This is a genomic window from Patulibacter medicamentivorans, assembly GCF_000240225.1.
Lineage (GTDB): Bacteria > Actinomycetota > Thermoleophilia > Solirubrobacterales > Solirubrobacteraceae > Patulibacter > Patulibacter medicamentivorans.
This window is the reverse complement of record NZ_AGUD01000250.1, coordinates 1-22,977: the sequence shown is the minus strand read 5'-3', so window position 1 is coordinate 22,977 and position 22,977 is coordinate 1. Positions and strand designations below refer to the sequence as shown.

The 22,977-nt window shown below is 74.2% G+C and carries 18 protein-coding genes and 1 pseudogene; 4 read left to right on the top strand and 15 right to left on the bottom strand.

The genetic code is table 11. From position 1 onward, the window contains the following. The 3 genes and pseudogenes from PAI11_RS17700 to PAI11_RS17690 all read right to left on the bottom strand — a co-directional run. Positions 1–365 (bottom strand): annotated as a pseudogene (locus PAI11_RS17700) (hypothetical protein); the annotation flags it as partial. Between the two features lie 37 nt (positions 366–402). Beyond that, positions 403–1,251, bottom strand: a complete 849-nt coding sequence (gene scpB / locus PAI11_RS24690) for an SMC-Scp complex subunit ScpB (protein WP_007577304.1) — start codon at positions 1,249–1,251, stop codon at positions 403–405. Further along, positions 1,248–2,030 carry a segregation and condensation protein A gene (locus PAI11_RS17690; RefSeq protein WP_007577303.1) on the bottom strand — a complete coding sequence of 261 codons (783 nt, stop codon included), beginning with the start codon at positions 2,028–2,030 and terminating at the stop codon, positions 1,248–1,250. The genes scpB and PAI11_RS17690 overlap by 4 nt, the downstream gene beginning before the upstream one ends. A 146-nt stretch (positions 2,031–2,176) precedes the next feature. On the opposite strand from PAI11_RS17690, the gene PAI11_RS17685 reads away from it, so the two are divergent. Both PAI11_RS17685 and PAI11_RS25930 read left to right on the top strand, forming a co-directional pair. Then, positions 2,177–2,941, top strand: a complete 765-nt coding sequence (locus tag PAI11_RS17685) for an IclR family transcriptional regulator domain-containing protein (protein WP_007577301.1) — start codon at positions 2,177–2,179, stop codon at positions 2,939–2,941. Continuing rightward, positions 2,938–6,387: a hypothetical protein gene (locus PAI11_RS25930; RefSeq protein WP_007577299.1), complete on the top strand. Its 3,450-nt coding sequence runs from the start codon at positions 2,938–2,940 to the stop codon at positions 6,385–6,387. The genes PAI11_RS17685 and PAI11_RS25930 overlap by 4 nt, the downstream gene beginning before the upstream one ends. 89 nt (positions 6,388–6,476) lie before the next feature. Here the strand turns inward: PAI11_RS25930 and PAI11_RS17675 are convergent, their stop codons facing one another. After that, complete coding sequence (locus tag PAI11_RS17675) at positions 6,477–6,941, bottom strand: DUF6328 family protein (protein WP_007577297.1); 465 nt, start codon at positions 6,939–6,941, stop codon at positions 6,477–6,479. An 11-nt stretch (positions 6,942–6,952) separates the two neighbouring features. Next, positions 6,953–7,981, bottom strand: a complete 1,029-nt coding sequence (trpS, locus tag PAI11_RS17670) for a tryptophan--tRNA ligase (protein ID WP_040600813.1) — start codon at positions 7,979–7,981, stop codon at positions 6,953–6,955. A 157-nt stretch (positions 7,982–8,138) separates the two neighbouring features. On the opposite strand from trpS, the gene PAI11_RS17665 reads away from it, so the two are divergent. Both PAI11_RS17665 and PAI11_RS17660 read left to right on the top strand, forming a co-directional pair. Further along, positions 8,139–9,053, top strand: coding sequence for a universal stress protein (locus tag PAI11_RS17665; RefSeq protein ID WP_007577293.1), 915 nt, complete (start codon positions 8,139–8,141; stop codon positions 9,051–9,053). A 254-nt stretch (positions 9,054–9,307) separates the two neighbouring features. Then, on the top strand, positions 9,308–10,159 hold the full coding sequence (locus PAI11_RS17660) for a C1 family peptidase (RefSeq protein ID WP_040600820.1): 852 nt from the start codon (positions 9,308–9,310) through the stop codon (positions 10,157–10,159). 94 nt (positions 10,160–10,253) lie between these two features. Here the strand turns inward: PAI11_RS17660 and PAI11_RS17655 are convergent, their stop codons facing one another. The 10 genes from PAI11_RS17655 to ftsZ all read right to left on the bottom strand — a co-directional run bounded on the left by PAI11_RS17655 (position 10,254) and on the right by ftsZ (position 22,521). Beyond that, positions 10,254–10,544, bottom strand: coding sequence for a helix-turn-helix domain-containing protein (locus PAI11_RS17655; RefSeq protein WP_138974396.1), 291 nt, complete (start codon positions 10,542–10,544; stop codon positions 10,254–10,256). 81 nt (positions 10,545–10,625) lie between these two features. After that, entirely contained in the window at positions 10,626–12,440 is a 1,815-nt protein-coding gene (locus PAI11_RS17650) for an ABC-F family ATP-binding cassette domain-containing protein (protein WP_007577287.1), read from the bottom strand. A gap of 70 nt (positions 12,441–12,510) precedes the next feature. Further along, positions 12,511–13,431: a fatty acid desaturase gene (locus tag PAI11_RS17645; RefSeq protein ID WP_138974395.1), complete on the bottom strand. Its 921-nt coding sequence runs from the start codon at positions 13,429–13,431 to the stop codon at positions 12,511–12,513. A 111-nt stretch (positions 13,432–13,542) separates the two neighbouring features. Next, positions 13,543–14,784 carry a PucR family transcriptional regulator gene (locus tag PAI11_RS17640; protein WP_086000370.1) on the bottom strand — a complete coding sequence of 414 codons (1,242 nt, stop codon included), beginning with the start codon at positions 14,782–14,784 and terminating at the stop codon, positions 13,543–13,545. 87 nt (positions 14,785–14,871) lie between these two features. Next, positions 14,872–16,521, bottom strand: a complete 1,650-nt coding sequence (gcvPB, locus tag PAI11_RS17635) for an aminomethyl-transferring glycine dehydrogenase subunit GcvPB (RefSeq protein ID WP_007577280.1) — start codon at positions 16,519–16,521, stop codon at positions 14,872–14,874. Beyond that, entirely contained in the window at positions 16,518–17,924 is a 1,407-nt protein-coding gene (gene gcvPA, locus PAI11_RS17630) for an aminomethyl-transferring glycine dehydrogenase subunit GcvPA (protein WP_007577278.1), read from the bottom strand. The genes gcvPB and gcvPA overlap by 4 nt, the downstream gene beginning before the upstream one ends. A gap of 88 nt (positions 17,925–18,012) precedes the next feature. Beyond that, entirely contained in the window at positions 18,013–18,399 is a 387-nt protein-coding gene (gene gcvH / locus PAI11_RS17625; protein WP_007577276.1) for a glycine cleavage system protein GcvH, read from the bottom strand. Between the two features lie 56 nt (positions 18,400–18,455). Further along, complete coding sequence (gene gcvT, locus PAI11_RS17620) at positions 18,456–19,589, bottom strand: glycine cleavage system aminomethyltransferase GcvT (protein WP_007577274.1); 1,134 nt, start codon at positions 19,587–19,589, stop codon at positions 18,456–18,458. 85 nt (positions 19,590–19,674) lie between these two features. Then, positions 19,675–21,306: an AMP-binding protein gene (locus PAI11_RS17615; protein WP_007577272.1), complete on the bottom strand. Its 1,632-nt coding sequence runs from the start codon at positions 21,304–21,306 to the stop codon at positions 19,675–19,677. Between the two features lie 102 nt (positions 21,307–21,408). Next, positions 21,409–22,521 (bottom strand): cell division protein FtsZ, encoded by a 1,113-nt coding sequence (gene ftsZ / locus PAI11_RS17610; protein WP_007577271.1) that lies wholly within the window; start codon positions 22,519–22,521, stop codon positions 21,409–21,411. Between the last annotated feature and the right edge of the window lie 456 nt (positions 22,522–22,977).

Here is a 22,977-nt window from a genome sequence, read left to right as displayed (position 1 = left end):
TCCAGCAGCGCGGTCGGGCGGGTCGCGCGATCGGCGACCAGCCGCTCCAGCTGCTCGATCGCCGTCGCGGCGGCCCGGGAGCAGGCCGCCACGTCGCCGTGCGGGACGCCGGTGTCGCAGGCGACGACGCCGGGACCGTCGGCATCGGGCGCGCGCAGGACGGTCGCGCCGGTCGCCGCGACCTCGTCACGGGCGGCGTCGTCGAGCCGGCCGCCCGCCAGGCCGCCGCGGCCACGGCCGAGATCCTCGAGCGCCGGCACCCACGAGGCCGTGACGGAGCCCTCGCGGTCGGTCGGGAGCACCCACCCGTCGCAGTGCAGCGCGGTCAGGTCGCCCCGGGTGACGAAGAGGTGACGGGCGGGCATCGCTCCTGAGCGTCGCAGACCGGCCGCGGGCGCCGGGTCACCCGAAGGTGATCGGACCGCCGGGCGGGTCCGCCGGCGACGGGGCGGCCGCCGGCTCGTCGCCGTCGTGCTCCTCCGCCAGGCCGGGATCTCCCGCCGGCTGCCCGCCGTCCTCGTCGAGATCGGGATCCTCCGGCAGGTCCCCGCCGTCGGGGTCGAACGGCTGCCGCTCCGCCGGGTCGTCGCCGCTGGTCGGGTCGGCCCCGGAGCGGGCGTCGCCGGCCCGCAGCAGCCGGTCGCGCAGGTGGGCGGCCTCCTCGGGGCTCGGGTCCCACGAGGCCGGATCGGGCAGGTCGCCGACGCCGTCGAGGCCGAACAGCTTCAGGAACAGCCCGGTCGTCCGGTAGAGGACCGCGCCGAACTGCGAGCGGCCCGCCTCTTCGATCATCCCCCGCTCGACCAGGGTCGCGCAGGCCGAGTCGGCCGCGACGCCGCGGATGCGGGTGATCTCGGGGCGGCTGACCGGCTGCAGGTAGGCGATGATCGCCAGCGTCTCGGCCTGGGCCGGCGTCAGCGGCGGCGTCCGCGGGGCCGTCAGCAGCCGGCGGGCCGCGGGCTCGGTCTCCGGGGCGGTCGAGAGCATGAAGCCGCCGCCGATCTCGCGCAGCAGCAGCCCGCGACGGCCGGGCGCGTAGGCCGCGCGCAGCTCCTCGAGCGCGCCGGCCAGGTCGTCGGCCCAGACGTCGCAGGCCGCCGCCAGGTCGTCGAGCTGGACCGGCTCGGAGGAGAGGAACAGCAGCGCCTCGATCGTCGACGCCAGACCGCTCTGCTCGGCGCCGGGGATCGACGGCGCGCCGTCGACCGCCGCCGCGCCGTCGGCGGCCTCGTCGGGATCGGGATCGCTCATGCGACCTCGCGCCGCTCGGCGGCCGACCAGCGGGCCGCGCCGGGGGCCACACCGGCGACGTGGATCTCGGCGAACGGCTCGCTCTGGGCCCAGTCCGCCTCGCCCTGCTTGTAGAGCTCGAGCAGCGCCCAGAGCGTGACCGCGACGGTCGTCCGATCGGCGCCGGCGACCGCCTGGCTGAAGGTGAAGCTGCCGCGCCGCAGCAGCGAGCGCAGGTGCGAGAGCCGCTCGGGCAGGGTCACGCGGGAGAGCGTGACGTGGTGCAGGGAGACCTGCGGCGGCATCCGCAGCAGGCCCGCGAGCGCCTTGCCGAGCCGGCGCGGGTCGTGGACGGCGATCGCGTCCGCCTCGGTGAAGCGGCGCAGGTGCGCCGGCAGCGGCGCCTGGCGGAAGCGCTTGCCGTCCTCGCGGTCGAGCAGCTCGGAGAGGTGCTCGGCGGCCGCGCGGTAGCGGCGCGCCTGGAGCATCCGCTCCAGCAGCTCCTCGGCGGCCTCCTCGGCCGGCAGGTCGTCCAGCTCGTCGGACTCCTCGCGCGGGAGCAGCAGCCGCGACTTCAGCTCCAGCAGCGCCGCGATCAGCACCAGGAACTCGGTCGCGACCTCGAGATCGAGATCGCCGCGCGCCTCGAGGTGGTCGAGGTACGCCAGGACCACCTCGGCGAGATCGACCTCCAACAGGTCGACCTCCTCCTTGAGGACCAGGGTGAGCAGCAGGTCGAACGGCCCGCTGAAGACCTCCAGGTCGAGCTCGAGACCCGCGACGTAGGCGGTCGCGCGCACGGACGAAACCGTAACGGGACGCGCGGTCGTCGCGACGCGCGCCATCGCCGCGGGGGCCCGTCGGCGCCACCCCGCCGCGATCCCAGGCGTTGCCGAGGAGGCAACGAAGTACCGCGCCGGGCCCGCCACGCGTACGGTCCCACGACATGTCACGCGCGCTGCTTCGGGGGCTGGGCCTGCTGGAGGCCCTCGGGGACGAGCCGATCGGCGTTCGCGCGCTAGCGCGCCAACTCGGCGTCGACAAGGGCGCGCTCTCGCGCACGCTCGTCGCGCTGGCCGACGACGGCTGGACGATCCGGGACGCCCGCGGCTACCGGCTCGGGCCCCGCGCCCGGACGCTCGGTGCATCGGCGGAGCAGCGCGCGGTCGGCGGCCGCGCTGCCCTGATCGCCCGCACGCTGAGCGAGCGGACCGGGCTCAACGCCTACGTCGTGCTGCTGGCCGGCAGCGGCGTCCTGCTGCTGGCCGCCGCGACCGGTGTCCACGTCCCCTCGGCCCGCGGCTGGCAGATGCGGCCCGAGGTCTGGGCGACCGCCGGCGGGATCGCGCTGCTGGCGCAGCTGCCGGCGGACGAGGTCGACCGCTTCGTCGACCAGGACCCCTGGCCGCTGGTCGGCCCCGCGGGACCCAGGGACGCCGACGAGGTGCTGGACGCCGTCGCCGAGACCCGCGCCGGTGCCGCCGCCTGCGAGCGCCGCTGGACCTCGATCGACAACGCCTGCCTGGCCCGCCCCTGGCCCGCTCTCGACGCCGACGTCCCCGCCGCGCTGGCGATCGGCGGCTTCGTCGAGGAGATCGACCGCCGCCGGCCCGAGCTGGAAGCGCTGCTCGACCTGGCCGTCGCGCCCGGCATCACCCGCGGCGCGCTGACCGCGGCCGACACGTCCCTCTCCATCCGAAGGACCGCATGACCCCCCGATCACGTCCCCCGCTGCGCCTGGCCGTCGCCATCGGCGCCACCGTCCTGCTGGCCGCCCCCGCCCCCGCGCTGGCCGGCCGGACCGCGACGTCGCCCGGCTTCGACGGCCCGACGAAGCGGATCCGGACCACCGCGCCAGCCACCCCCGCGCCGGCCCCGCCGCTGACGCTGGCGGAGAACGGCGACCATCCGCACGCGGTCGTCGACGGCGCCGGCACCGCCTACGTCACCTGGACGGCGCCCGGCGCCGGACCGGGCGGCGAGGACGGCATCGGCTTCTGCCGGATTCCGCGCGCGGCGACGGCCTGCGACAACCCGCCCGCGACCCGGCTGCTGATCCCGCAGAAGCCGTACGGGCCCGGCGACGGCCCGTCCGCGAACCTCGAGCTGAGTCGCGGCGCGCTGCCGGTGATCCTCGGTCAGCAGCTCGCGATCCTCTCGACCCGCTATCCGACCCGCTACGCCATCCCCGGCGACGAGTCCGACACCACCACGATCCTCTACGTCTCCGACGACGGCGGCACGAGCTTCACCGGCGGCTCCCCGACCGCGACCGGCCTGGTCGCCGACGGCGAGGCGGTCGCCTTCGGCAGCGAGGGCGCACCGCGGATCGGCGTGCTGGTCGGCGAGCGCAACAGCGGCGTCGACTTCCAGGCGATCGCGCCGGGCAGCTTCACCACCGGGGTCGCGCGCCTGGCCGATGGCATCGACGGCGCCGAGACCCAGCTGACGCCGCTGCCCGACGGCGGGCTCGCGGCCGTCTTCGGCACCGGGCCGGGCACGTTCGGCGTCCGCCGCCTGCCGGCCGGCGCCGCGAACCCGAACGACGCCGGCGGCTGGAGCCCGACCGAGAGCTTCCGCGGCTACGACCCGTCGATCGCCGCCGGTCCCGGCGGCGCGCTCTACGTGACCAGCCGCGAGTACAGCGACGTCGGCACCTACCGCGTCCAGCGGGTCGGCGGCGGCAGCGTCGGCGCGCTTCACCCGCGGACGCTGGCCAGCGCCGCGATCCAGGGCGGCGGCGGGGCGCTGACGGCGGCATACCTGGACCCCGGCGGCACCCGCGACGCCGTCAAGGGCCACGTCGGGCTCTCGGTCCGCCGCAGCGCCGCCGGCGACGGGCGGTTCGGGGCCGAGGAGCGGATCACCACCACCGCCGACGTCCACGAGCTGTCGTTCCAGGCGGCGCCCGACGGCGGCGGCTTCGCGGCCTGGCGGTCGAGCACCGCCGGCGCCGGCCCGATCCGCGGTCACTTCCTGGGTCGCCGGGGGCGCAGTGCCCTGCCGGGCCTGCCGACCACCGCGCCCGGGGCCGGCTCCGACGTCCCGGTCAGCTCGTCCTGCCGGACCCGGCGGTTCGGCAAGGTCACGCTGACCGTCGAGTCGGGCTGCTTCCTCGGCGGCAAGCGCGACGGCCGCAGCGTCGCCGTCGCCGAGGGCCCGCTGACCCTCAACGGCCTGCGGATCACGCCGCTCGGGACGACCCAGCTCGTCTTCGACCCCTCCGACCGCGAGCTCTACACCGCCGGCAACGGCAGCGTCCGGGTCGAGATCCCCTCGTCGTCCGGACCGATCGTGCTCTGGCAGGGCGGGCTGCGGCAGAAGCTGGGCTCCGGCAGCGGGCAGCGGCTGCTGAACTTCGACGGCGCCGCCTACCGCGTGACCGTCAAGGGCCTGCCGGTCGTCGGCGCGATCGAGCCGCTGATCGACGGCGACGGGGTGCGGATCCCGCTCGCCCTGGCGCTGCCGACCGTCCTCGGCGACGTCACCGGCCAGGCCACGCTGCGGGTCTCGCCCGACAGCGGCCTGGACCTGCAGAGCCTCGACCTGCGCGCGCCGAGCATCGTGGTGCCGCCGATCGAGATCAGCGACCTGCGGCTGAGCTGGCGCGCCGACGGCGACCGCTGGCAGGGCGGGGCGACGGTCGCCCTGCCCGGCGGCGCCTCGCTGACCACCGAGGTGGTGGTCGCCGGTCGCGAGCTGGTGTCGGTCCGTGCCAGCTACTTCCCGACCTTCCCCGGGATCGCGGTCTACCCGCAGGTCTTCCTGCACCGGGTCGACGCGGGCGTCGGGTTCGGGCCGCTGCGGATCAGCGGCGGCGCCGGGGTCGGCGCCTTCCCGCTGGTGCCGCCGTCGCACGGCGGCCAGTCGGGCACCTACCTGGTCGACCTCAACGGGTCGCTGACGGCGGTCTTCGGCGACCCCTTCGTGCTGCGGGCGACCGGTGACCTGTCGATCCTGTCGAAGCTCGACGTCGCGAACGCCCTCTTCGAGTTCTCGACCGCCGGCTACGCGCGCTTCGAGGGCCGCCTCGGGGCCTTCGAGGCGACCCGTCCGTGGGCGTACCTGGGCGTCAAGACGTCGCTCTACGTCGGCACCGCGGGGATCCAGGGCAAGGCGGCCGGCGAGGCGTGCGGCCTCGGGAAGTGCGTGACGCTGGCCGAGATCGTCGCGTCCCAGAAGGGCATGGGCGGCTGCGGCAAGATCCCGCTGCCCACGTGGGACCCGCCGTTCGTCGAGCTCGCGACCGGCAGCGTCACCTATGAGTGGGGCGACGTGCTGCCGGAGTTCGACAGCGGCTGCGACCTCTCGAACGTGACGATCGCGGGCGCGCGCCAGGCCGGCGCCCCCCGCCGCTTCGCGGTCCCGGCCGGCGCCAAGCGGGTGACGGTCAACCTGCGCGCCGACGGCGGCGTGCCCGCGGTCGACCTGGTCGACCCGGCCGGCCGCACGATCGCCCCCGAGGCCGACGGCGACCGGATCGCCACCGGCGCCTCCGAGCCGACCCGTTCGCGGGTGATCGTGATCGGCGACCCGGCTGCGGGCAGCTGGCAGGTGGTGGCGCGCGCCGGCTCGCCCGCCGTGACACGGGTCCGCGCCTCGGTACCGGCTCGCGCGCCGAAGCTCCGGGCCAGCGTCTCCCGCGCTCGCTCCGGCAGCCGCACGATCCGCTACCGGCTCGACGCCGTGCCCGACGAGACGGTCTCGTTCGTCGAGCGGACCACCAAGGGCGCCATCCCGCTGCGCGGCGGCGGCCGCCGCGGCGCGATCCGCTTCCGGCCCAACCCGCTGGTGCCCGGCCGGCACGTGATCGAGGCCCAGATCAGCCAGGGCGGGATCGTCAAGCACACCCGGGTCGTCGGGCGGTTCGTCCAGCCCCGGCTGCGGGTCGGCACCCCGCGGCAGGTGCGGGCGCGGCGGCGCGGCAGCCGGCTGGAGGTCCGCTTCCGCTCCGGCGGCGCCGGGCTCCGGCACGTGGTGCTCGTCCGCTACGGCGACGGCGCGCGGACGGCGACGGTGCTGCCGGCCGGGCGCACGGTGGCCCGGCTGCGGGCGCCGCGCCGGACCGCGCGTCCGCGGCGGACCACGGTGACGGTGCGGGCGATCTCTCCCGCCGGGCGCTACGGGCGAGCGGCACGCGGCGCGCTGCGGCGGTAGGTGCGGAGGCCACGCCCGCGGTGCCTGTGGCGTTCCGGTCGCCCGGCGACCGGAACGTCACAGGCGGGTGGCCGCGCGCCGGCGCGGGCTCAGCGTTCGAGCTGTCGCCTGCGGGCGAGCGGCAGGACCAGCCACAGCAGCAGCAGCCAGAGCCCCGTCCAGACCGGCGGGAGCAGCGCCAGCCAGCCGTCCAGGACGCGGTCGCCGACCATCGTCGCCGCGGCCACCAACGCGACCGAGGTCGCCGCGGACCCGGCCAGCAGCAGCCGCGAGCCGACGGCGACCAGCCATGCCGCCTGACCGTGGTGGAGCAGCACGCGGTGCAGCACGCTCGGGGCCAGGAAGAACCCCGTGCCGAGCATCGTGGCCAGCAGCGTCACGACGTAGGCGCCGCGCTGGAGCCCGTGCAGCTCGGCCGTGAACGGCACCGCCAGCAGGAAGCCCGTGATCACCTGGACGCCGACCGCCGCGACGCGCGTCTCCTGCAGCAGCTCGGCGATCTGCCGGGTGTGGCGCTCGCTGTCGGTCTCCCCGCTGCGTGGCTCGCTGCTCATCCGACCCCGATTCAGGCGCGGGGGCCCACGCCCATCGCCTCGCGGGCCTCGGCCAGCACCGGCGCCGCGATCGCCCGCGCCTTCTCGGCGCCGATCGCCAGCGCCGACTCGATCGCGGCCTCGTCGCCGCGCAGGTCGGCGTAGCGCTCCCGGATCGGCGCCAGCAGCGCGTTGACCGCGTCGGCGGCCGCGACCTTCAGGTCGCCGTAGCCGCGCGCGCCGGCCAGGTCGGCCTCGACCTCGTCCGGCGTGCGGTCGGTCGTCGCGGCCAGGATGTCGATCAGGTTCGAGACGCCGGCCTTGTCCGGGCCGCGGCGGATCTCCGGCGGGTTGGCGGAGTCGGTGACGGCGCGCTTGAGCTTCTTCTCGACCGCCTTCGGCTCGTCGAGCACGTAGACGGTGCCCTCGATCGAGCCCGACGACGTCGACATCTTCTTCTCGGGCTGCTGCAGGTCCATGATCCGCGCGGCGACCGTCGGGTAGACGCCCTCCGGGACCCGCAGGATCTCGCGGCCCTCTCCCCCGAAGCGGGTGTTGAAGCGCTCGGCGATGTCGCGCATCAGCTCGATGTGCTGACGCTGGTCGTCGCCGACCGGCACCCGGTCGGCCCGGAACGCGAGCACGTCGGCGGCCATCAGCACCGGGTAGAGGAAGAGCCCGGCCGACACCAGCTCCCGCTGCTGGGCGGACTTCTCCTTGAACTGGTGCATCCGGTTGAGGTCGCCGTGCGCCGTGACCGACGTCAGCAGCCAGGTCAGCTCGGGGACCTCCGGCACGTCGCCCTGCCGGTAGAGGATCGACTTCGCCGGATCGAGCCCCGCAGCCAGCAGGATCGCGACGGTGTCGTAGGTCCGGTCGCGCAGCTCGGCCGGGTCGTAGGCGACCGTCGTCGCATGCAGGTCGACGACGCAGAAGATCGCCTCGTCCCCCGTGGCCCAGGCCTGCTCCTGCCCCGTCACGTAGTGCCGGATCGCCCCGAGGTAGTTCCCCAGGTGCTTCCGACCGGTGGGCTGGATGCCGGAGTAGACGCGCACGGCCATGAGGGTATCCCCGCGAGACGGACGCCGGCCGGACGGGCCCTGCCACGCGGCCCGGTCAGCTCGTCCCGGCGACCGCGATCGCCGTCGCCGACTGCGGCGAGCGGCCGACGCGGTAGGTTCGTGCCAGTTCTTCCGCACCATCCCCAGGAGTCGATACGTGTTCCAGCAGATCCTCGTCGGTTGCGACCACGGTCCCGGGACCGTCGATGCCGTGCGCCTGGCCACCGAGCTGGCGCTGCTGGGCGACGCCACCGAGCTGGTCCTGGTCCACGCCTACCCGCCGGCGCCGACGCGGTTCGGTCGCCGGGGCAAGGAGGAGGAGCTGGACTCGGCCCTCCACGGCGAGGGGATGGAGCTGCTGGAGCGGCTGCGCGACGAGCTGCCGAGCGAGCTCCACGCGCGCACCGAGCTCCTGTCGCTGCCGGTCTCCTCGCCCGCCTACGCGCTCCACGACCTCGCATCCGGCCGCGACGCCGACCTGATCGTCGTCGGACCGGCCCAGCACGGGCCGGTCGGCCGCCTGCTGCTGGGCAGCGAGAGCGTCGGCATCGTCCACGGCGCGCCCTGCCCGGTGGCGATCCCGCCGCGCAGCCACGGCCAGGCCCACTCCGCCGACGCCACCCGCGCGATCGGGGCGATCGGCGTCGGCTACGACGGGTCGGACGTCAGCGACGAAGCCGCGGCGCTCGCAGCCAAGCTGGCGATCGCCCAGGGCCGCGCGCTCGAGGTGATCGGCGTCGCCGAGATCATCGTCTGGCCGCCGACCCCGGGCGGCGTCGCCCCGGTCCCGGTCGACCCGCTGCTGCTCGAGCGCCAGGTCGGCGAGCTGCTCGACGAGCGGATCGCGACCCTGCCCGCCGAGGCCCGCGCCCGGGCGGTCGCGCTCCACGGCTCGGCCGTCGACGCGCTCGTCGAGCGCTCGACCGAGCTGCACCTGCTGGTCGTCGGCTCGCGCGACTACGGGCCGCTGCGGCACGTGCTGCTCGGCAGCGTCTCGCGTCCGGTGCTCGACCGGGCCAACTGCCCGGTGCTGGTGGTGCCGCGCTCGATCGAGCCCGACGTGGCCGCCTGACCCGGGCGCGCGCTCTAGGGGCTGGCCCCGTTCCGCCGGCAGGATCGGGGGCACCCCCGACGCCGGCCCCAGCTCACGGGCGGATCCTCGGGCTCCACCCAGCGACCGTCTCGCGGCGGTCCCGTCCCGGCGAGGAGCCACAGCCCATGAGCCCGAGCACCCTGGTGCAGACGCACCCCTCCGCGTCCTACGAGGACGCCCGTCCCGACGACGCCACGCCCGACCTGCCGGCGGTCGAGGGCCAGGCCCGCGGCATGGGCTGGCTGCGGGACCTGCCCGACCTGCGCGACTACACCGCCGCCAGCGAGCAGGTCGCGCCGCTGCTGGCGGGCACCCAGATCGCCGGCGACCCCGTGGCGCTGCCGACCAGCGCCGACCTGCGCGCCTGGTGCTCCCCGATCGAGGACCAGAAGACGATCGGCTCCTGCACGGCCCACGCGGCCGTCGGGCTGGTCGAGTACTTCGAGCGGCGAGCCTTCAACCACCACCTCGACGGCTCGCGCCTGTTCGTCTACAAGACGACGCGCGACCTGATGGGCGTGACCGGCGACACCGGCGGCTACCTGCGCACGGCGATGGGCGCGCTGACCCTGTTCGGCGTCCCGCCCGAGAAGTACGCGCCCTACGACGTGTCGCGCTTCGACGTCGAGCCGACGCCGTTCCTCTACTCGCTGGCCCAGTCGTTCCAGGCGCTGACCTACTACCGCCTCGACCCCAGCGGGACCCCGCCCGCCAGCATCGTCGCCGCCGTCAAGCAGCACATCGCGGCCGGAGTGCCCGCGATGTTCGGCTTCACCTGCTACTCGTCGCTGCGGGCGGCGAGCACCGCGGCCAGCGGCCGGATCCCGTTCCCGGCGACCGGCGAGTCGGTGATCGGCGGCCACGCGATCGATGCCGTCGGCTACGACGACGCGCTGACGATCACCAACCCCGGCAGCGGCCGCGCGACCACCGGAGCGTTCCTGATCCGCAACTCCTGGGGCACCGGCTGGGGCGCGCAGGGCTACGGCTGGCTGCCCTACGAGTACGTCCTGCAGGGCCTCGCCGTCGACTGGTGGGTCCTGGTCAAGTCCGAGTGGCTGGAGACCGCGCCGTTCCAGGCGTGAGGTGGATCCCGGCTCGGCCGGGCCGGTCGTCGCTCGTCGCGGTCCCACCGCGCGGCGCGCGACGGCCGGTCGCCGCGCGCGGGCCGATCCGGGGTCAGGCGATCGCCTCGTGCGCCGCCCAGCGACGGGCGGCCACGACGCGGCGGTGGACGCTGCGCGACGGCGCGAGCCCGAGCTTCAGGTAGATCCGGTGCATGTGGTGCTCCAGCGTCTTGGCGCTGATCCACAGCCGCTGGCAGATCTCGTCGTTCGAGCAGCCGGTCGCCACCAGGCCCAGGACCTCGCGCTCCCGGCGGGTCAGTTCGGCGATCCCGTCAGGGGACACCGTCGCGCGCTCGAAGGCCAGGTGCTCCATCGTGGCCGCAGCTTCCCGCGCGTGCACCACGAGCGCATCGTGGTGGCGACCACGATCATTGCTCGTGGTCGCCAGGCGGCCGGCTCGAAACGAGCCGGCGGGCGGCGGCCCTCAGCCCTCGAGCAGCGCCGACGCCTCGAGCCACTCCGCCTCGGCCTGCTCGCGCTCGGCGTGGAGGGCGGCCAGCTCCTCGTTCAGCTGCCGCAGCCGCTCGTGGTCGGTCGCGCTGCCGGCCATCTGCTCGTGGAGCGCCGCCTCGCGCCCGTCCAGCTTCTCGAGCGCCCGCTCCAGTCGCTGGACCTGCTTGCGGGTCGCATGGACGGCGGCGCCCGAGAGCGCCGGCTCGGCGGCGGCCGACGGCGCGCCACCGCCGGCCGACGGCCGCGCCGCGGCCGTGGCCGCGGCGGCGCCGTCGCGGCGCTCGGCCACGTACTGCTCGATCCCGCCGGGCAGGTGGCGGATGCTGCCGTCGACCGCCAGCCCGTAGACGTCGTCGCAGACCCGCTCGACGAAGTAGCGGTCGTGGCTGACCACCACCAGCGTGCCGGGCCAGCCGTCGAGCAGGTCCTCGAGCGCGGTCAGGGTGTCGATGTCGAGGTCGTTGGTCGGCTCGTCGAGCAGCAGCACGTTCGGCTCCTCCATCAGCAGCCGCATCAGCTGCAGCCGGCGCCGCTCGCCGCCCGAGAGGTCGCGGACCAGCGTCCGGGCGCGGGCGCCCCGGAAGCCGAAGCGGTCGCAGAGCTGCCCGGCGGTCAGCTCCAGGCCCTCGCTGGTCGTGGTCGCGCCGCGGACCTCCTCCAGCGACTCCAGGACCATCAGCTGGCCGGGGATCTCGGCGGTGTCCTGCGACAGGTGGGCCAGGCGGACGGTGGTTCCGCGGTCGACGACGCCGCCGGTCGGGGCCAGCTCGCCGGCGAGGACGTTGATCAGGGTCGTCTTGCCGGCGCCGTTGACGCCTACCAGCGCGACCCGATCGCCGGGCCCCAGTCGCCAGGTCACGTGGTCGAGGAGCGTGCGCTCGCCGAATGCGACCGAGACGTCGACCGCGTCCAGCACCTTGTCGCCCAGCCGGGCGGTCGCGAAGCGCAGCAGCTCGACCCCGTCGCGGGCGGGCGGCTCGTCGGCGATCAGGGCGTTGGCGGCCTCGATCCGGAACTTCGGCTTCGACGTCCGCGCGGGCGGCCCCCGCCGGAGCCAGGCCAGCTCCTTGCGCATCAGCTGCTGGCGGCGATCCTCGCGCGCCGACGCCTGGCGATCGCGCTCGGCCCGGGCCAGCACGTAGGCCGCGTAGCCGCCGTCGTACTGGTGGACGGTGCCGTCGACGACCTCCCAGGTGCGGGTGCAGACGGCGTCCAGGAACCAGCGATCGTGGGTGATCACGACCATCGAGCCCTTGCGGTTCGCCAGGTGGTCGGCCAGCCAAGCGACGCCCTCGACGTCGAGGTGGTTCGTCGGCTCGTCGAGCAGCAGCAGGTCGGGGCTGTCGAGCAGCAGCTGGGCGAGCGCGATCCGTCGCCGCTCGCCGCCGGACAGCGGGTGGATCACCGTGTCGAGGCCGTTCGGGAAGCGCGTGACGGCGACCCCGCCGAGCAGCCCGTCGAGGACCGCCCGGAAGCGGCTGTCGGCGGCCCACTCGTGGTCGGCGCGGCCGCCGACCAGCTCGTCGCGGATCGTCTTCTCCGCGTCCAGCTCGTTCTGCTGCCCGATCGTCGCCAGGTGCAGCCCGCCGACCCGGGTGACCTGGCCGCGGTCGGGCTGCTCGAGACCGGCGATCAGCCGCAGCAGCGTCGACTTGCCGTCGCCGTTGCGCCCGACGATCCCGATCCGGTCGCCGGCGTTGATGCCGAGCGTGACGTCGCTGAGGACCGTCCGGCTGGCGAACCCCTTGTCGACCGACTTGAGGTTGACGAGGTTGCGCGGAGCCACGGCCTCCAAGCCTGACAGGCGGGGCGAGCCGACGCCGGCTCGCCCGGCCCGCTCCCGGGCTCATCCAGGCTCAGTGGTGGTCGACCAGCTCCCGCATCCGGCGGTACTCGTCGGTGGTGATCTCGCGCCCGCCGAGGGTCGACAGGGCCGGGTCGCCCTCGAGGTACCTGCGCTCGTTGCGGCGCCAGACCGCGATGTAGCGGTAGAACGGCACGATCGGGTGCAGGTGGTGGACCAGGTGGTAGTTCTGGTACAGCATCAGCGGGGACGCCCAGCGCTCGCCGCCGATCCGGTTGCGGGTCGTCTTCAGCCGGTCCTCGGTCGGGCGGTGGTGCAGGCCGTGGTGGGGCAGGTAGTCGAACGCGAAGGCCAGCCAGGCGATGCTCAGCCGCGACGGGACGAACAGCAGCACCAGCCAGGTCACCACGTTGCCCGTCACGATCAGGGCGACCGGGACCAGGATGCCGAACGCGGCGAAGGCCAGCGCCTCGACCTGCTCCTTGCCGCGCCGCGTGCGCAGCTTCGGCAGGTAGAACCCCATGTAGGCGTAGTCGATCGAGACCCACCGCAGCGGCCGCTGCCAGGCGGGCCCCTCCATCGTGTAGTGGTCGGGATCGGCGCCGTCGTCGTGGTTGGTGAACCGGTGGTGCTGCATGTGGATGAAGCGCCAGACCGGGAACGCGGCGTGGAGCGCGAAGAACGGCGTCGCCATGCGGCCCATCAGGTCGTTCAGCCACTTCACCCGCGAGGCGGCGTGATGGCCGGCGTCGTGGGCGACCGTGAACAGCAGGTAGCTCGCCACGGCGTTGATCGGGATCACGGCCCACCAGGCGATCGAGTCGGCCAGGTACAGCGCCGACGCCCCCAGCCAGGCCGCCATCCCGACGAGCAGCAGCACCACCGTCGGCGTGGCGACGACGGGTACTGGCTCCTCCGGGTTGGGAATCCGGCGGACGGTGACGGGGCTCTCGGCGGCGGGGACGCTGGACATCGACTCCTCCAGGGGGTTGACGGTCTGTCGAACGTACGCCTCGCGGCGCGTGCCGCCCACGGCCTGCCGCCCACGTCGGTGTGCAAGTTGCACACTCCGGGGCGCCCGGGATCAATCGAGCACGGTCCGGTCGAGCGCGTCGGCCAGGACCAGGGCGGCCAGCAGCTCGGTCGGGCGCTCCTGGATCGAGCGCCCGCGCAGCGCCTCGGCCCGCCGGACCCGCTGCAGCACCGTGTTGCGGTGGACCTCGAGCTCGTGCGCGGCGACGCCCGGCCCGCCGTTCGGGGCGACGACCGCCAGCAGCGTGCGGCGGTCGCGTCGCGTCGCCGGGTCGTCGGCGGCCAGCTCCCCCAGCTCGGCGCGGACGAACCCGCGGGCGGCGTCCAGGTCGCGGGACAGCAGGTCGATCAGCGCGACGTCGCGATAGGCGGTCAGCGCCGGCGACGGCCCGCCGATCAGCTCGGCGACGCGTCGCGCCCGTCGCGCCTGGTCGTGGCTGGCGCGGAAGCCGTCGATCCCGGCGCCGGGATCGCCGAGCGCCAGGCCGACCTCGGGCGCGACCTCGCGCAGCCGCTCCAGCAGCGCCGCCGGATCCGCTGGCCCGACGGCGTTGAGCCAGCCCGCCAGCGCGTGCGGGCCCTCGGGCACCATCAGGGTCCGCGAGGCGCCATGGGCCCGCGCGACGGCGCCCGCCGCGCGCTCGAGCTGCGCCGGATCGCCGTCGCTCCAGCAGAGGAACGCGACCTGCCGCGGCCCGAACTGGTGCCCAAGGCCCTGCTCGGCGCCGGGCCGGTCGACCGTCTCTCCCGCCAGCACCGCCCGCACCAGGTCCGCGCGAACGACGGCGGCCCGCCGCTGCCGGCGCTCGCGCTCGGCCAGGTACTCGGTGCTGACCTGCCCCGAGACCTCGTCGATGTAGTGGAACACGAACGCCGCGGTCTCCCGCATCGCCGTCACCAGCCGCTCGCGATCGTCGATCGCACCGACCAGCTCGGCGCTCCATCGCTCCCAGAAGTACGCGTGCCCGACCCGGTAGAAGCGCAGCGTCGCGTCGATCCCGTGGCCGCGGGCCGCCATCCGCCGCGCGTGCTCGAGCGCCGCGATCGGCGCCTCGGTCGCGGAGCCCGGGATCCCGTGGCGGATCATCGACAGGATCGCCTCGACGTTCGACGCGCACGACGCGAGCGTCAGGTCCGAGATCTCGGGGTCGCCCGACACCTGCGGGATCCGCGCGGTCAGGAAGGCGTGCATCTCCCTGGCGACGTCGTCGAGCCCGCGCGCCCACTCGCCCGCGAGCCGCCGCACCTCGGGCGCCGAGATCGGCGGCGGGATCAAGGCGGATTGCCCACTCATGGGGCGAGCCTGGCAGAACCGGGGGCGCCGTGCCCGGTGCCGGGCCGGCGGCACGCGGCCGCCGGCCCGGGATGGCGTCGGGGCCGCTCAGCCGAGCGGCTGCCGGATCACCGGCTGCTTGGCCGCCTTGGCCTCGTCCAGGCGCCGGACCGGCGTCGAGTACGGAGCGTTCTGGGCGATCGTCGGGTCCTCGACGGCCTCGCGGAGGATCTCGGCGATCGCCTCGGCGAAGGCGTCGAGGGTCTCCTTGGCCTCGGTCTCGACCGGCTCGACCAGCAGCGCCTCGTCGACCAGCAGCGGGAAGTAGACCGTCGGCGGGTGGAACCCGTGGTCCAGCAGCCGCTTGGCCAGGTCGAGCGTCTTGACCCCGAGCTCGCGCTTCATCGGCCCGCCGGAGAGCACGAACTCGTGCATGCAGCGGGTGCCGAAGGCCAGCGGCAGGTGCTCGCGGACGCCCAGCTCCTGGAGCTTCGCCAGCAGGTAGTTCGCGTTCAGGACAGCGATCTCGGAGGCGTCGCGCAGGCCCTCGGCGCCGAGGCTCGTGATGTAGGTGTAGCTGCGGACGAAGCAGCCGTAGTTGCCCTGGAAGCCGCGCAGCTTGCCGATCGACTTCGAGCCCGGCGCGCCCTCGGGGACCGCGTCGGCGTGCTCGACGAGCGAGTAGCGGAAGCCCTCGAAGCCCTCCGTCGCCGGAGCGTTGCCGTTGGCGCTCGCCAGCGGCTCGCGGCGGATCACCGGCAGCGGCAGGTAGGGCGAGATCCGGTCGGAGACCGCGATCGGGCCCGAGCCGGGCCCGCCGCCGCCGTGCGGCTGGGTGAACGACTTGTGCAGGTTGAAGTGCACGATGTCGAAGCCCATGTCGCCCGGGCGGGTGATCCCCATGATCGCGTTGAGGTTCGCGCCGTCGTAGTAGAGGACGCCGCCGACCCCGTGCACGATCGAGGCGATCTCCTCGATGTTGGGGTCGAAGATCCCCAGCGTGTTGGGGTTCGTGAGCATGATCAGCGCGACCTGATCGTCGGCCTTCGCCCGCAGGTCGTCGAGGTCGACGCCGCCGTCGGGGTTGGTCGCGACCTTCACGACCTCGAGCCCCGCCATCGTCACCGTCGCCGGGTTGGTGCCGTGCGCGGTGTCGGGGGTCAGGACCTTGGTCCGCGTCTCGCCGCGGGCCTCGTGGTAGGCGCGGGCCAGCAGCACGCCGGCCAGCTCGCCGTGCGATCCGGCCGAGGGCTGCAGGCAGACGTGCGGCAGGCCCGAGACCTCGGCCAGCTGCCGCTCCAGGCCGTGCATCAGCGCCAGCGCGCCCTGCGAGCGCTCCGGCGACTGCAGCGGGTGCAGGCGGGCGTGCCCGGGCAGCGCGGTGACCCGCTCGTGCAGTCGCGGGTTGTGCTTCATCGTGCACGAGCCCAGCGGGTAGAAGCCGGTGTCGAGGTCGAAGTTGCGCCGCGACAGCCGCACGTAGTGGCGGACCAGCTCGGACTCGGTCACCTCGGGCAGCCGGGCCGGCGTGGCGCGCCGCAGCTTCGCCGGCAGGATCTCGTCGAGGGCGACCTCGGGGACGCCGCTGTCGGGGGCCACGAACGAGCGGCGGCCGGGCGCGCCCTTCTCGAAGATCGTGGTCGCGTGGTCGCGCTGGATCGGGTTGACCGACGTCGTCGGCGCGGCCAGCGGACGCGGGTCGGAGCCGCCGGCGGCGGGCAGCAGGCGCTCCTCGGGAATGCTCGTCGGCGTGCTCATGCGACGGCTCCGGTCGTCTGGGCGGTGGCGGTTCGCTGGGCGCCGATCGCCTCGCCGATCAGCTCGGCCAGGCGGTCGATCTGCTGCTTGGTCCGCTGCTCGGTCAGCGCGACCAGCAGCCCGTCGGCGTACGGCTCGCCGTAGATCCGGCCGAGCGCCAGGCCCGGGTGGTAGCCGCGGTCCTGGACGAAGTCCACGAGCGCCGGAACGTCGATCCCGGGCAGCCGCAGCGCGAACTCGCGGACCACCGGCTGCTCGTGGAGCAGCTCGACGCCGTCGATCGCGGCCAGCTTCCGGCGGGCGTAGTGGGTGCGCTGGACCAGCAGCTCGGCCAGCTCCGGCAGCCCGTCCTTGCCCAGCCAGCCCAGGTAGACGACGCCGGCGAGGGCGTTGAGCGCCTGCGAGGTGCAGATGTTCGACGTCGCCTTCTCGCGGCGGATGTGCTGCTCGCGCGTCTGCAGCGTCAGGACGAAGCCGCGGCGGCCGTCGACGTCGGTCGTCTCGCCCGCGATCCGGCCCGGCATCCGGCGCAGGAACGCCTCGCGTGCGGCGAAGAAGCCGAACGACGGACCGCCGAAGTCCAGGCGGTTGCCGAGCGTCTGGCCCTCGCCGACCGCGACGTCGATCCCGACCTCGCCGGGCGGCGCCAGCACGCCCAGGCAGATCGGGTCGTAGGCGCCGACGGTCACCAGCTTGTCGCCGCCGGCCTGCTTGGCGGCGTCGGTCAGGGCGGCGACGTCCTCGACGGCGCCGACGAAGTTCGGCTGCTGGACGATCGCGACCGAGGTCCGATCGTCGATCGCAGCGGCCCACTCCTGGGGATCGGTGGCGCCGTCCCGCAGCGGGACGACCACCAGCTCGCTGCCGTAGCCCTTGGCGTAGGTCTGCAGCGTCGCGATCGTGTGCGGGTGGGCGCCGGCGGAGACGACGATCCTGGTCCGGCCGTTGGCCAGCTTGCCGAGGTAGGCCGCGGCGGCGACCGCCGACGGGCCCTCGTAGACGGAGGCGTTGGAGACCGGCAGCGCGGTCAGCTCGCTGATCGCCGTCTGGTACTCGAACATCACCTGCAGCCCGCCCTGGGAGACCTCGGGCTGGTAGGGCGTGTAGGGCGTCAGGAACTCCGAGCGCCCGAGCAGCATGTCGATGATCGACGGGACGTAGTGGTCGTACATCCCCGCCCCGAGGAAGGTCACCTCGTCCTCGGCCGACACGTTGGCCGCCGACAGCTCGCGCAGGTGGGTGTAGACCTCCTGCTCGGACCTGCCGGCCGGTAGGTCGAGCGGATCGTCGCGCAGCAGCGCGGCGGGGATCTGCTCGGCGAGCAGGTCGCGGATCGAGGAGACCCCGACCGCGGAGAGCATCGCCTCGCGGTCGGCGTCGGTGGCGGTGGTGTAGCGAGTCACGTCTGGCGGTCCGGGGTCGCGTTCAAGGCGCCCGGTCCCCGGACCGCTCTGACGGCCCGGCCGGACCGGGCGGTCCAGCAGGTATCGGTCAGCTGAGGGTCGCGACGTAGGCGTCGCGGTCCAGCAGTGCCTCGACCTCGCTCGTGTCGGTCAGTCGGACCTTCACGAGCCACCCCCCATCGTACGGATCCTCGTTGATCGCCTCGGGCCCGTCCTCCAGGACGCCGTTGACCTCGATGATCTCGCCCGACAGCGGGGCGACGACGTCGGAGACCGCCTTGACCGACTCGATCTCGGCGTAGGACTCGTCCTTGGTGACGGTCGCGCCGACCTCCGGCGGGTCGAAGAAGACGACCTCGCCGAGGGCGTCCTGGGCGTACCAGGTGATGCCGAAGACGGCCGTGTCGCCGTCGACCCGGGCCCAGTCGTGCTCGGGGTGGTACTTCAGATCCTCGGGGTAGGACGCGTCGGCCATCTCGTCTCCTGAAGGGTGCTCGTGGGTGATGGAAGCGGGTGCGGCGGCGTGGGCCGCTACGACGTGTAGAGGGGCTTCGTGGCGATCTCGGCGGGGCGGACCTTGCCGCGCACGTCGACCTCGATCGCGGTGCCGGGCGTCGCCCGGTCGGCGGCGACGTAGGCCAGGCCGATGCCGGCCTCCAGCGTCGGCGAGTAGCCGCCGCTGGTCACGACGCCCCCGCCGACGACGGCGTTGCCGGGCCGCGGGATGCCCTTGTCGGTGAACCGGAACGGCACCAGCTTGAGACCGTCCCGCCCGCCACCCCGCGCGCCGCCGGCCTCGCGCACCGCGCGGGTCGCCTCGGCGCCGATGTGGCCGGTGTCCTCCTTGACCGCCCAGCCGAGGCCGGCGCCGATCGGGTCGCGATCCTCGGAGAGGTCGTTGCCGTACAGGTGGAAGCAGGCCTCGAGCCGCAGCGTGTCGCGGGCGCCGAGGCCGGCCGGGACCGCCCCGGCGGCGAGCAGCGCGTCCCAGACGGCCGGCGCGGCGGCCGGCGGCAGCAGGATCTCGACGCCGTCCTCGCCGGTGTAGCCGGTGCCGGCGACCAGCGCGTCGACCACGGTGTTGGGGGCGGAGGGCGGGGAGGTCGTCAGCTCGCCGTCGCCGATGTGGACGCGGGCGATCTGGAACTTGCCCGGCAGCGGGTGGTGCGCGACCGACTCGACGACCGCGCGGGCGTTCGGGCCCTGGACGGCGAGCATCGCGTAGTCGGCGAAGGCGTCCTCGACGGTGACGTCGAAGCCGGCGGCCTGCTGCCGGAACCAGGCCAGGTCCTTGGCGTGGTTGGCGGCGTTGGTGACCGTCAGGTACGTGGTGTCGGCCAGCCGGTAGGTGAAGAGGTCGTCCAGGACGCCGCCGTCCTCGCGCAGCAGCAGCGCGTACTGCGACCCGTGGACGTCGATCCGCGCGACGTCGTTGGAGAGGATCCGCTGCAGGAACTCCAGCGCCTGCGGCCCGTAGGTGCGGATCTCGCCCATGTGGGAGACGTCGAAGACCCCCGCGTCGGAGCGCACGGCGAGGTGCTCCTCCTTGACGCCGGCGTACTGGACGGGCATCTCCCAGCCGGCGAACGGCACCAGCCGCGCTCCGGCGGCGACGTGGGCGTCGTAGAGCGCGGTCCGGCGCAGCTCGGTCGTCTCCGTGGTCACCGCGCCACCCTACCAACGGGAGAGGCGCGTTCGGGGGCCCAGGAGGTGGGCTGACCGCGCCGGTCCAGCGCCGAGACGACGAGCGTCAGCCGTTCGCCGTCGCCCCCAGCCCGAGCTGCTCGATCGCCTGCTCGCGCATCAGGTACTTCTGGACCTTGCCGGTCACCGTCATCGGGAACTCGTCGGTCACGTGGACGTAGCGCGGGACCTTGTAGTGGGCGATCGTGCCGCGGCAGAACTCGCGGATCCGCTCGCCGTCGAGGGCGACGCCGGCGCGCGGGATCACCCACGCCATGATCTCCTCGCCGAAGCGCTCGTCCGGGACCCCGATCACCTGCACGTCGGCGACGTCGGGGTGGGTGTAGAGGAACTCCTCGATCTCGCGCGGGTAGACGTTCTCGCCGCCGCGGATGATCATGTCCTTGCTGCGCCCGACGATCCGCAGGTAGCCCTGCTCGTCGATCGTCGCCAGGTCGCCGGTGTGCATCCAGCCGTCGCCGTCGATCGCCTCGGCGGTCTTGCCGGGGTCGTTCCAGTAGCCCCGCATGACGCTGTAGCCGCGGGTGCAGAGCTCGCCGGTCTCGCCGCGCGGGACGGTCTCCCCCGTGGCCGGGTCGACGACCTTGACCTCGACGTGCGGGTGGACCCGGCCGACGGTCCCGACGCGCTGCTCGAGCGGGTCGTCGGCGGCGGTCTGGGTGGAGACGGGCGAGGTCTCGGTCATCCCGTAGCAGATGGTCACCTCGCCCATGTGCATCCGGTCGATGACCTGCCGCATGACCTCGGCCGGGCAGGGCGAGCCGGCCATGATCCCGGTCCGCAGCGTCGACAGGTCGTGCTCGTCGAAGCTCGGGTCGGCCAGCATCGCGATGAACATCGTCGGCACGCCGTAGAGCGACGTGCAGCGCTCCGCGGCCGCCGCCCGCAGCGTCGCCGCCGGGTCGAACGCCTGGGCCGGGATCACCACGCAGGCCCCGTGGGCGAGCGCGGCCAGGTTGCCCATCACCATCCCGAAGCAGTGGTAGAAGGGCACCGGCACGCAGATCCGGTCCTGCTCGCCGTAGCGGCAGCCGTTGCCGACCAGGTACCCGTTGCCGAGGATGTTGCGGTGGGTGAGCGTGGCGCCCTTGGGGAAGCCGGTCGTGCCGCTCGTGTACTGGATGTTGATCGGGTCGTCCGCCGTCAGCGGCTCGCCGGCCCGCTCGACCGCCGCCGGGTCCTGGTCGCGGCCGCCGTCGAGCAGCGCCTGCCAGCTCGGGTCGTCGAGCCAGACGACGTCGGTCAGCTCGGGCAGCTGGTCGCGGACCTCGGCCAGGATCGCGACGTAGTCCGAGCTCTTGAAGCTGCGGGCGGCGATCAGCGTCCGGCAGCCCGACTGGTCGAGCGCGTAGCGCAGCTCGGACGAGCGGTAGGCCGGGTTGATCGTCACCAGGATGGCGCCGATCCTCGCGGTCGCGTACTGGACCAGCGTCCACTCGGCCCGGTTCGGCGACCAGATCCCGACCCGGTCGCCTCGCCCGACGCCACGGGCCAGCAGGCCGCGGGCGACCTCGTCGACCGCCTCCAGCAGCTCGGCATAGGTCAGGCGCAGATCCTGCTCGCACGCGACGAGCGCCTCGCGCTCGCCACGGCTGGCGGCTGCGCGCGCGAGCGCGCGGCCGATGGTCTCCTGCGGGAGCGGCGGCTGATCGCCGCCGCGGACGTGCGACAACTCCACGGGGTCTCCTCCTCCTCGGAGCCGACCCTAGCCCGCCACGCCGCCCGCGACCGACGAATCGGTCCTTTGGTCGGGGGTGCCGGACGCGCCGCCCGCCGCCCGCTAGCGGAGGAAGGCGGGGATGTCGATCTCGTCGTCGCCGATCTCGAGCGACGAGCGCTGGCGCTCGGCGCGCGGGACGCGATCGCGCTCGACGGCGCGGCGCGGACGCTCGGAGCCGCGCTGCGGGCGCGAGCTCGACGTCGACGGCGCGGCGCTGCGGCCACGGCCCTTGTCGAAGCCGGTCGCGATCACCGTCACCCGGATCTCGTCGCCCATGTCCTCGTCGATCACGGCGCCGAAGATGATGTTGGCGTCGCCGTCGGCGGCCTGCTGGACGATCTCGGCGGCCTCGTTGACCTCGAACAGGCCGAGCTCGCGGCCGCCGGTGATGTTGAGCAGGATGCCGGTGGCGCCCTCGACGTTGTCCTCGAGCAGCGGGCTGGCGATCGCGGCCTTGGCGGCGTCGCCGGCGCGGGTCTCGCCCCCGGACTGCCCGATGCCCATCAGGGCGGTGCCGGCGTCGTGCATGATCGTGCGCACGTCGGCGAAGTCGAGGTTGATCAGGCCCGGGATCGTGATCAGGTCGGTGATGCCCTGGACGCCCTGGCGCAGGATGTTGTCGGCCGAGCGGAACGCCTCGAGGATCGAGGTCCGCTTCTCGACCAGGCCCAGCAGCCGGTCGTTCGGGATCACGACCAGGGTGTCGACGACCTCGCGCAGGCGGTTGATGCCCTCCTGCGCCTGGCGCATCCGCTGGCTGCCCTCGAACGAGAACGGCCGCGTCACGACGCCGACGGTCAGGGCGCCGATCTCGCCCTTGGCGATCTCGGCGATCACGGGAGCCGCACCGGTGCCGGTGCCGCCGCCCTCGCCCGCCGTCACGAAGACCATGTCGGCGCCCTTGAGGGCCTCACGGATCTCGTCGCGCGACTCCGAGGCGGCGGCGTGGCCGACCTCGGGGTTGGCGCCGGCACCGAGACCACGGGTCACCTCGGACCCGATGTTGATCTTGATGTCGGCGTCGCACATCTGCAGCGCCTGGGCATCGGTGTTGCAGGCGACGAACTCCACGCCGCGAAGTCCGGCATCGATCATCCGGTTGACGGCGTTGGTTCCGCCGCCGCCGACACCGACGACCTTGATGACGGCGAGATAGCTGCCAGTGGCATCCATGAGTGTGAGTCTTTCGATCCTCGGGGTGCGCTTGAAGGTGAAGAGCGGGTGGGTCCGTCCGGCACGCAAACGCCCGGGAACGCCCAAGCTAGGTGCGTTGAGCGTGAACTGTCAATCCCAAGTGTAGGCACGCAACGGGGCTTGCAGCGTCACGTCTCGACGTCGACGGCAGCCTCAACCACCATGCCCTAACGCTCTGGTTCAGGGTTGGGTCTGAGACCCCTGGGACGTGGTGGTGCCGGTGGACGCCCCACCACCCGCGACCGCGGTACCACCCGTCCCGGTGGCTCCCGTCGAGGTCGAGGTGGTCCCCCGGGCGGTGGCTCCGCCGCCGGTCGGCGTCGCCCCGGTGCCCGTCGGCGGCGTGGTGCCGGCGGTCGTGCCGCCGGAGGCCGTCCCCCCGGTGGTGCCGTTCGCGCCGCCCGCCGCGCCCGCGCCCGCGCTGGCGGTGCTCGG

Bases quoted from the DNA above. Each gene is read 5' to 3' on its own strand.
- gcvPB (WP_007577280.1), bottom strand. From the start codon at position 16,521: ATGAGCACGCCGACGAGCATTCCCGAGGAGCGCCTGCTGCCCGCCGCC.
- trpS (WP_040600813.1), bottom strand. From the start codon at position 7,981: ATGGCCGTGCGCGTCTACTCCGGCATCCAGCCCACCGGTCGGAAGCAC.
- PAI11_RS25930 (WP_007577299.1), top strand. From the start codon at position 2,938: ATGACCCCCCGATCACGTCCCCCGCTGCGCCTGGCCGTCGCCATCGGC.
- ftsZ (WP_007577271.1), bottom strand. From the start codon at position 22,521: ATGGATGCCACTGGCAGCTATCTCGCCGTCATCAAGGTCGTCGGTGTC.
- gcvH (WP_007577276.1), bottom strand. From the start codon at position 18,399: ATGGCCGACGCGTCCTACCCCGAGGATCTGAAGTACCACCCCGAGCAC.
- PAI11_RS17675 (WP_007577297.1), bottom strand. From the start codon at position 6,941: ATGAGCAGCGAGCCACGCAGCGGGGAGACCGACAGCGAGCGCCACACC.
- PAI11_RS17660 (WP_040600820.1), top strand. From the start codon at position 9,308: ATGGGCTGGCTGCGGGACCTGCCCGACCTGCGCGACTACACCGCCGCC.
- PAI11_RS17685 (WP_007577301.1), top strand. From the start codon at position 2,177: ATGTCACGCGCGCTGCTTCGGGGGCTGGGCCTGCTGGAGGCCCTCGGG.
- PAI11_RS17645 (WP_138974395.1), bottom strand. From the start codon at position 13,431: ATGTCCAGCGTCCCCGCCGCCGAGAGCCCCGTCACCGTCCGCCGGATT.
- scpB (WP_007577304.1), bottom strand. From the start codon at position 1,251: ATGAGCGATCCCGATCCCGACGAGGCCGCCGACGGCGCGGCGGCGGTC.
- PAI11_RS17640 (WP_086000370.1), bottom strand. From the start codon at position 14,784: ATGAGTGGGCAATCCGCCTTGATCCCGCCGCCGATCTCGGCGCCCGAG.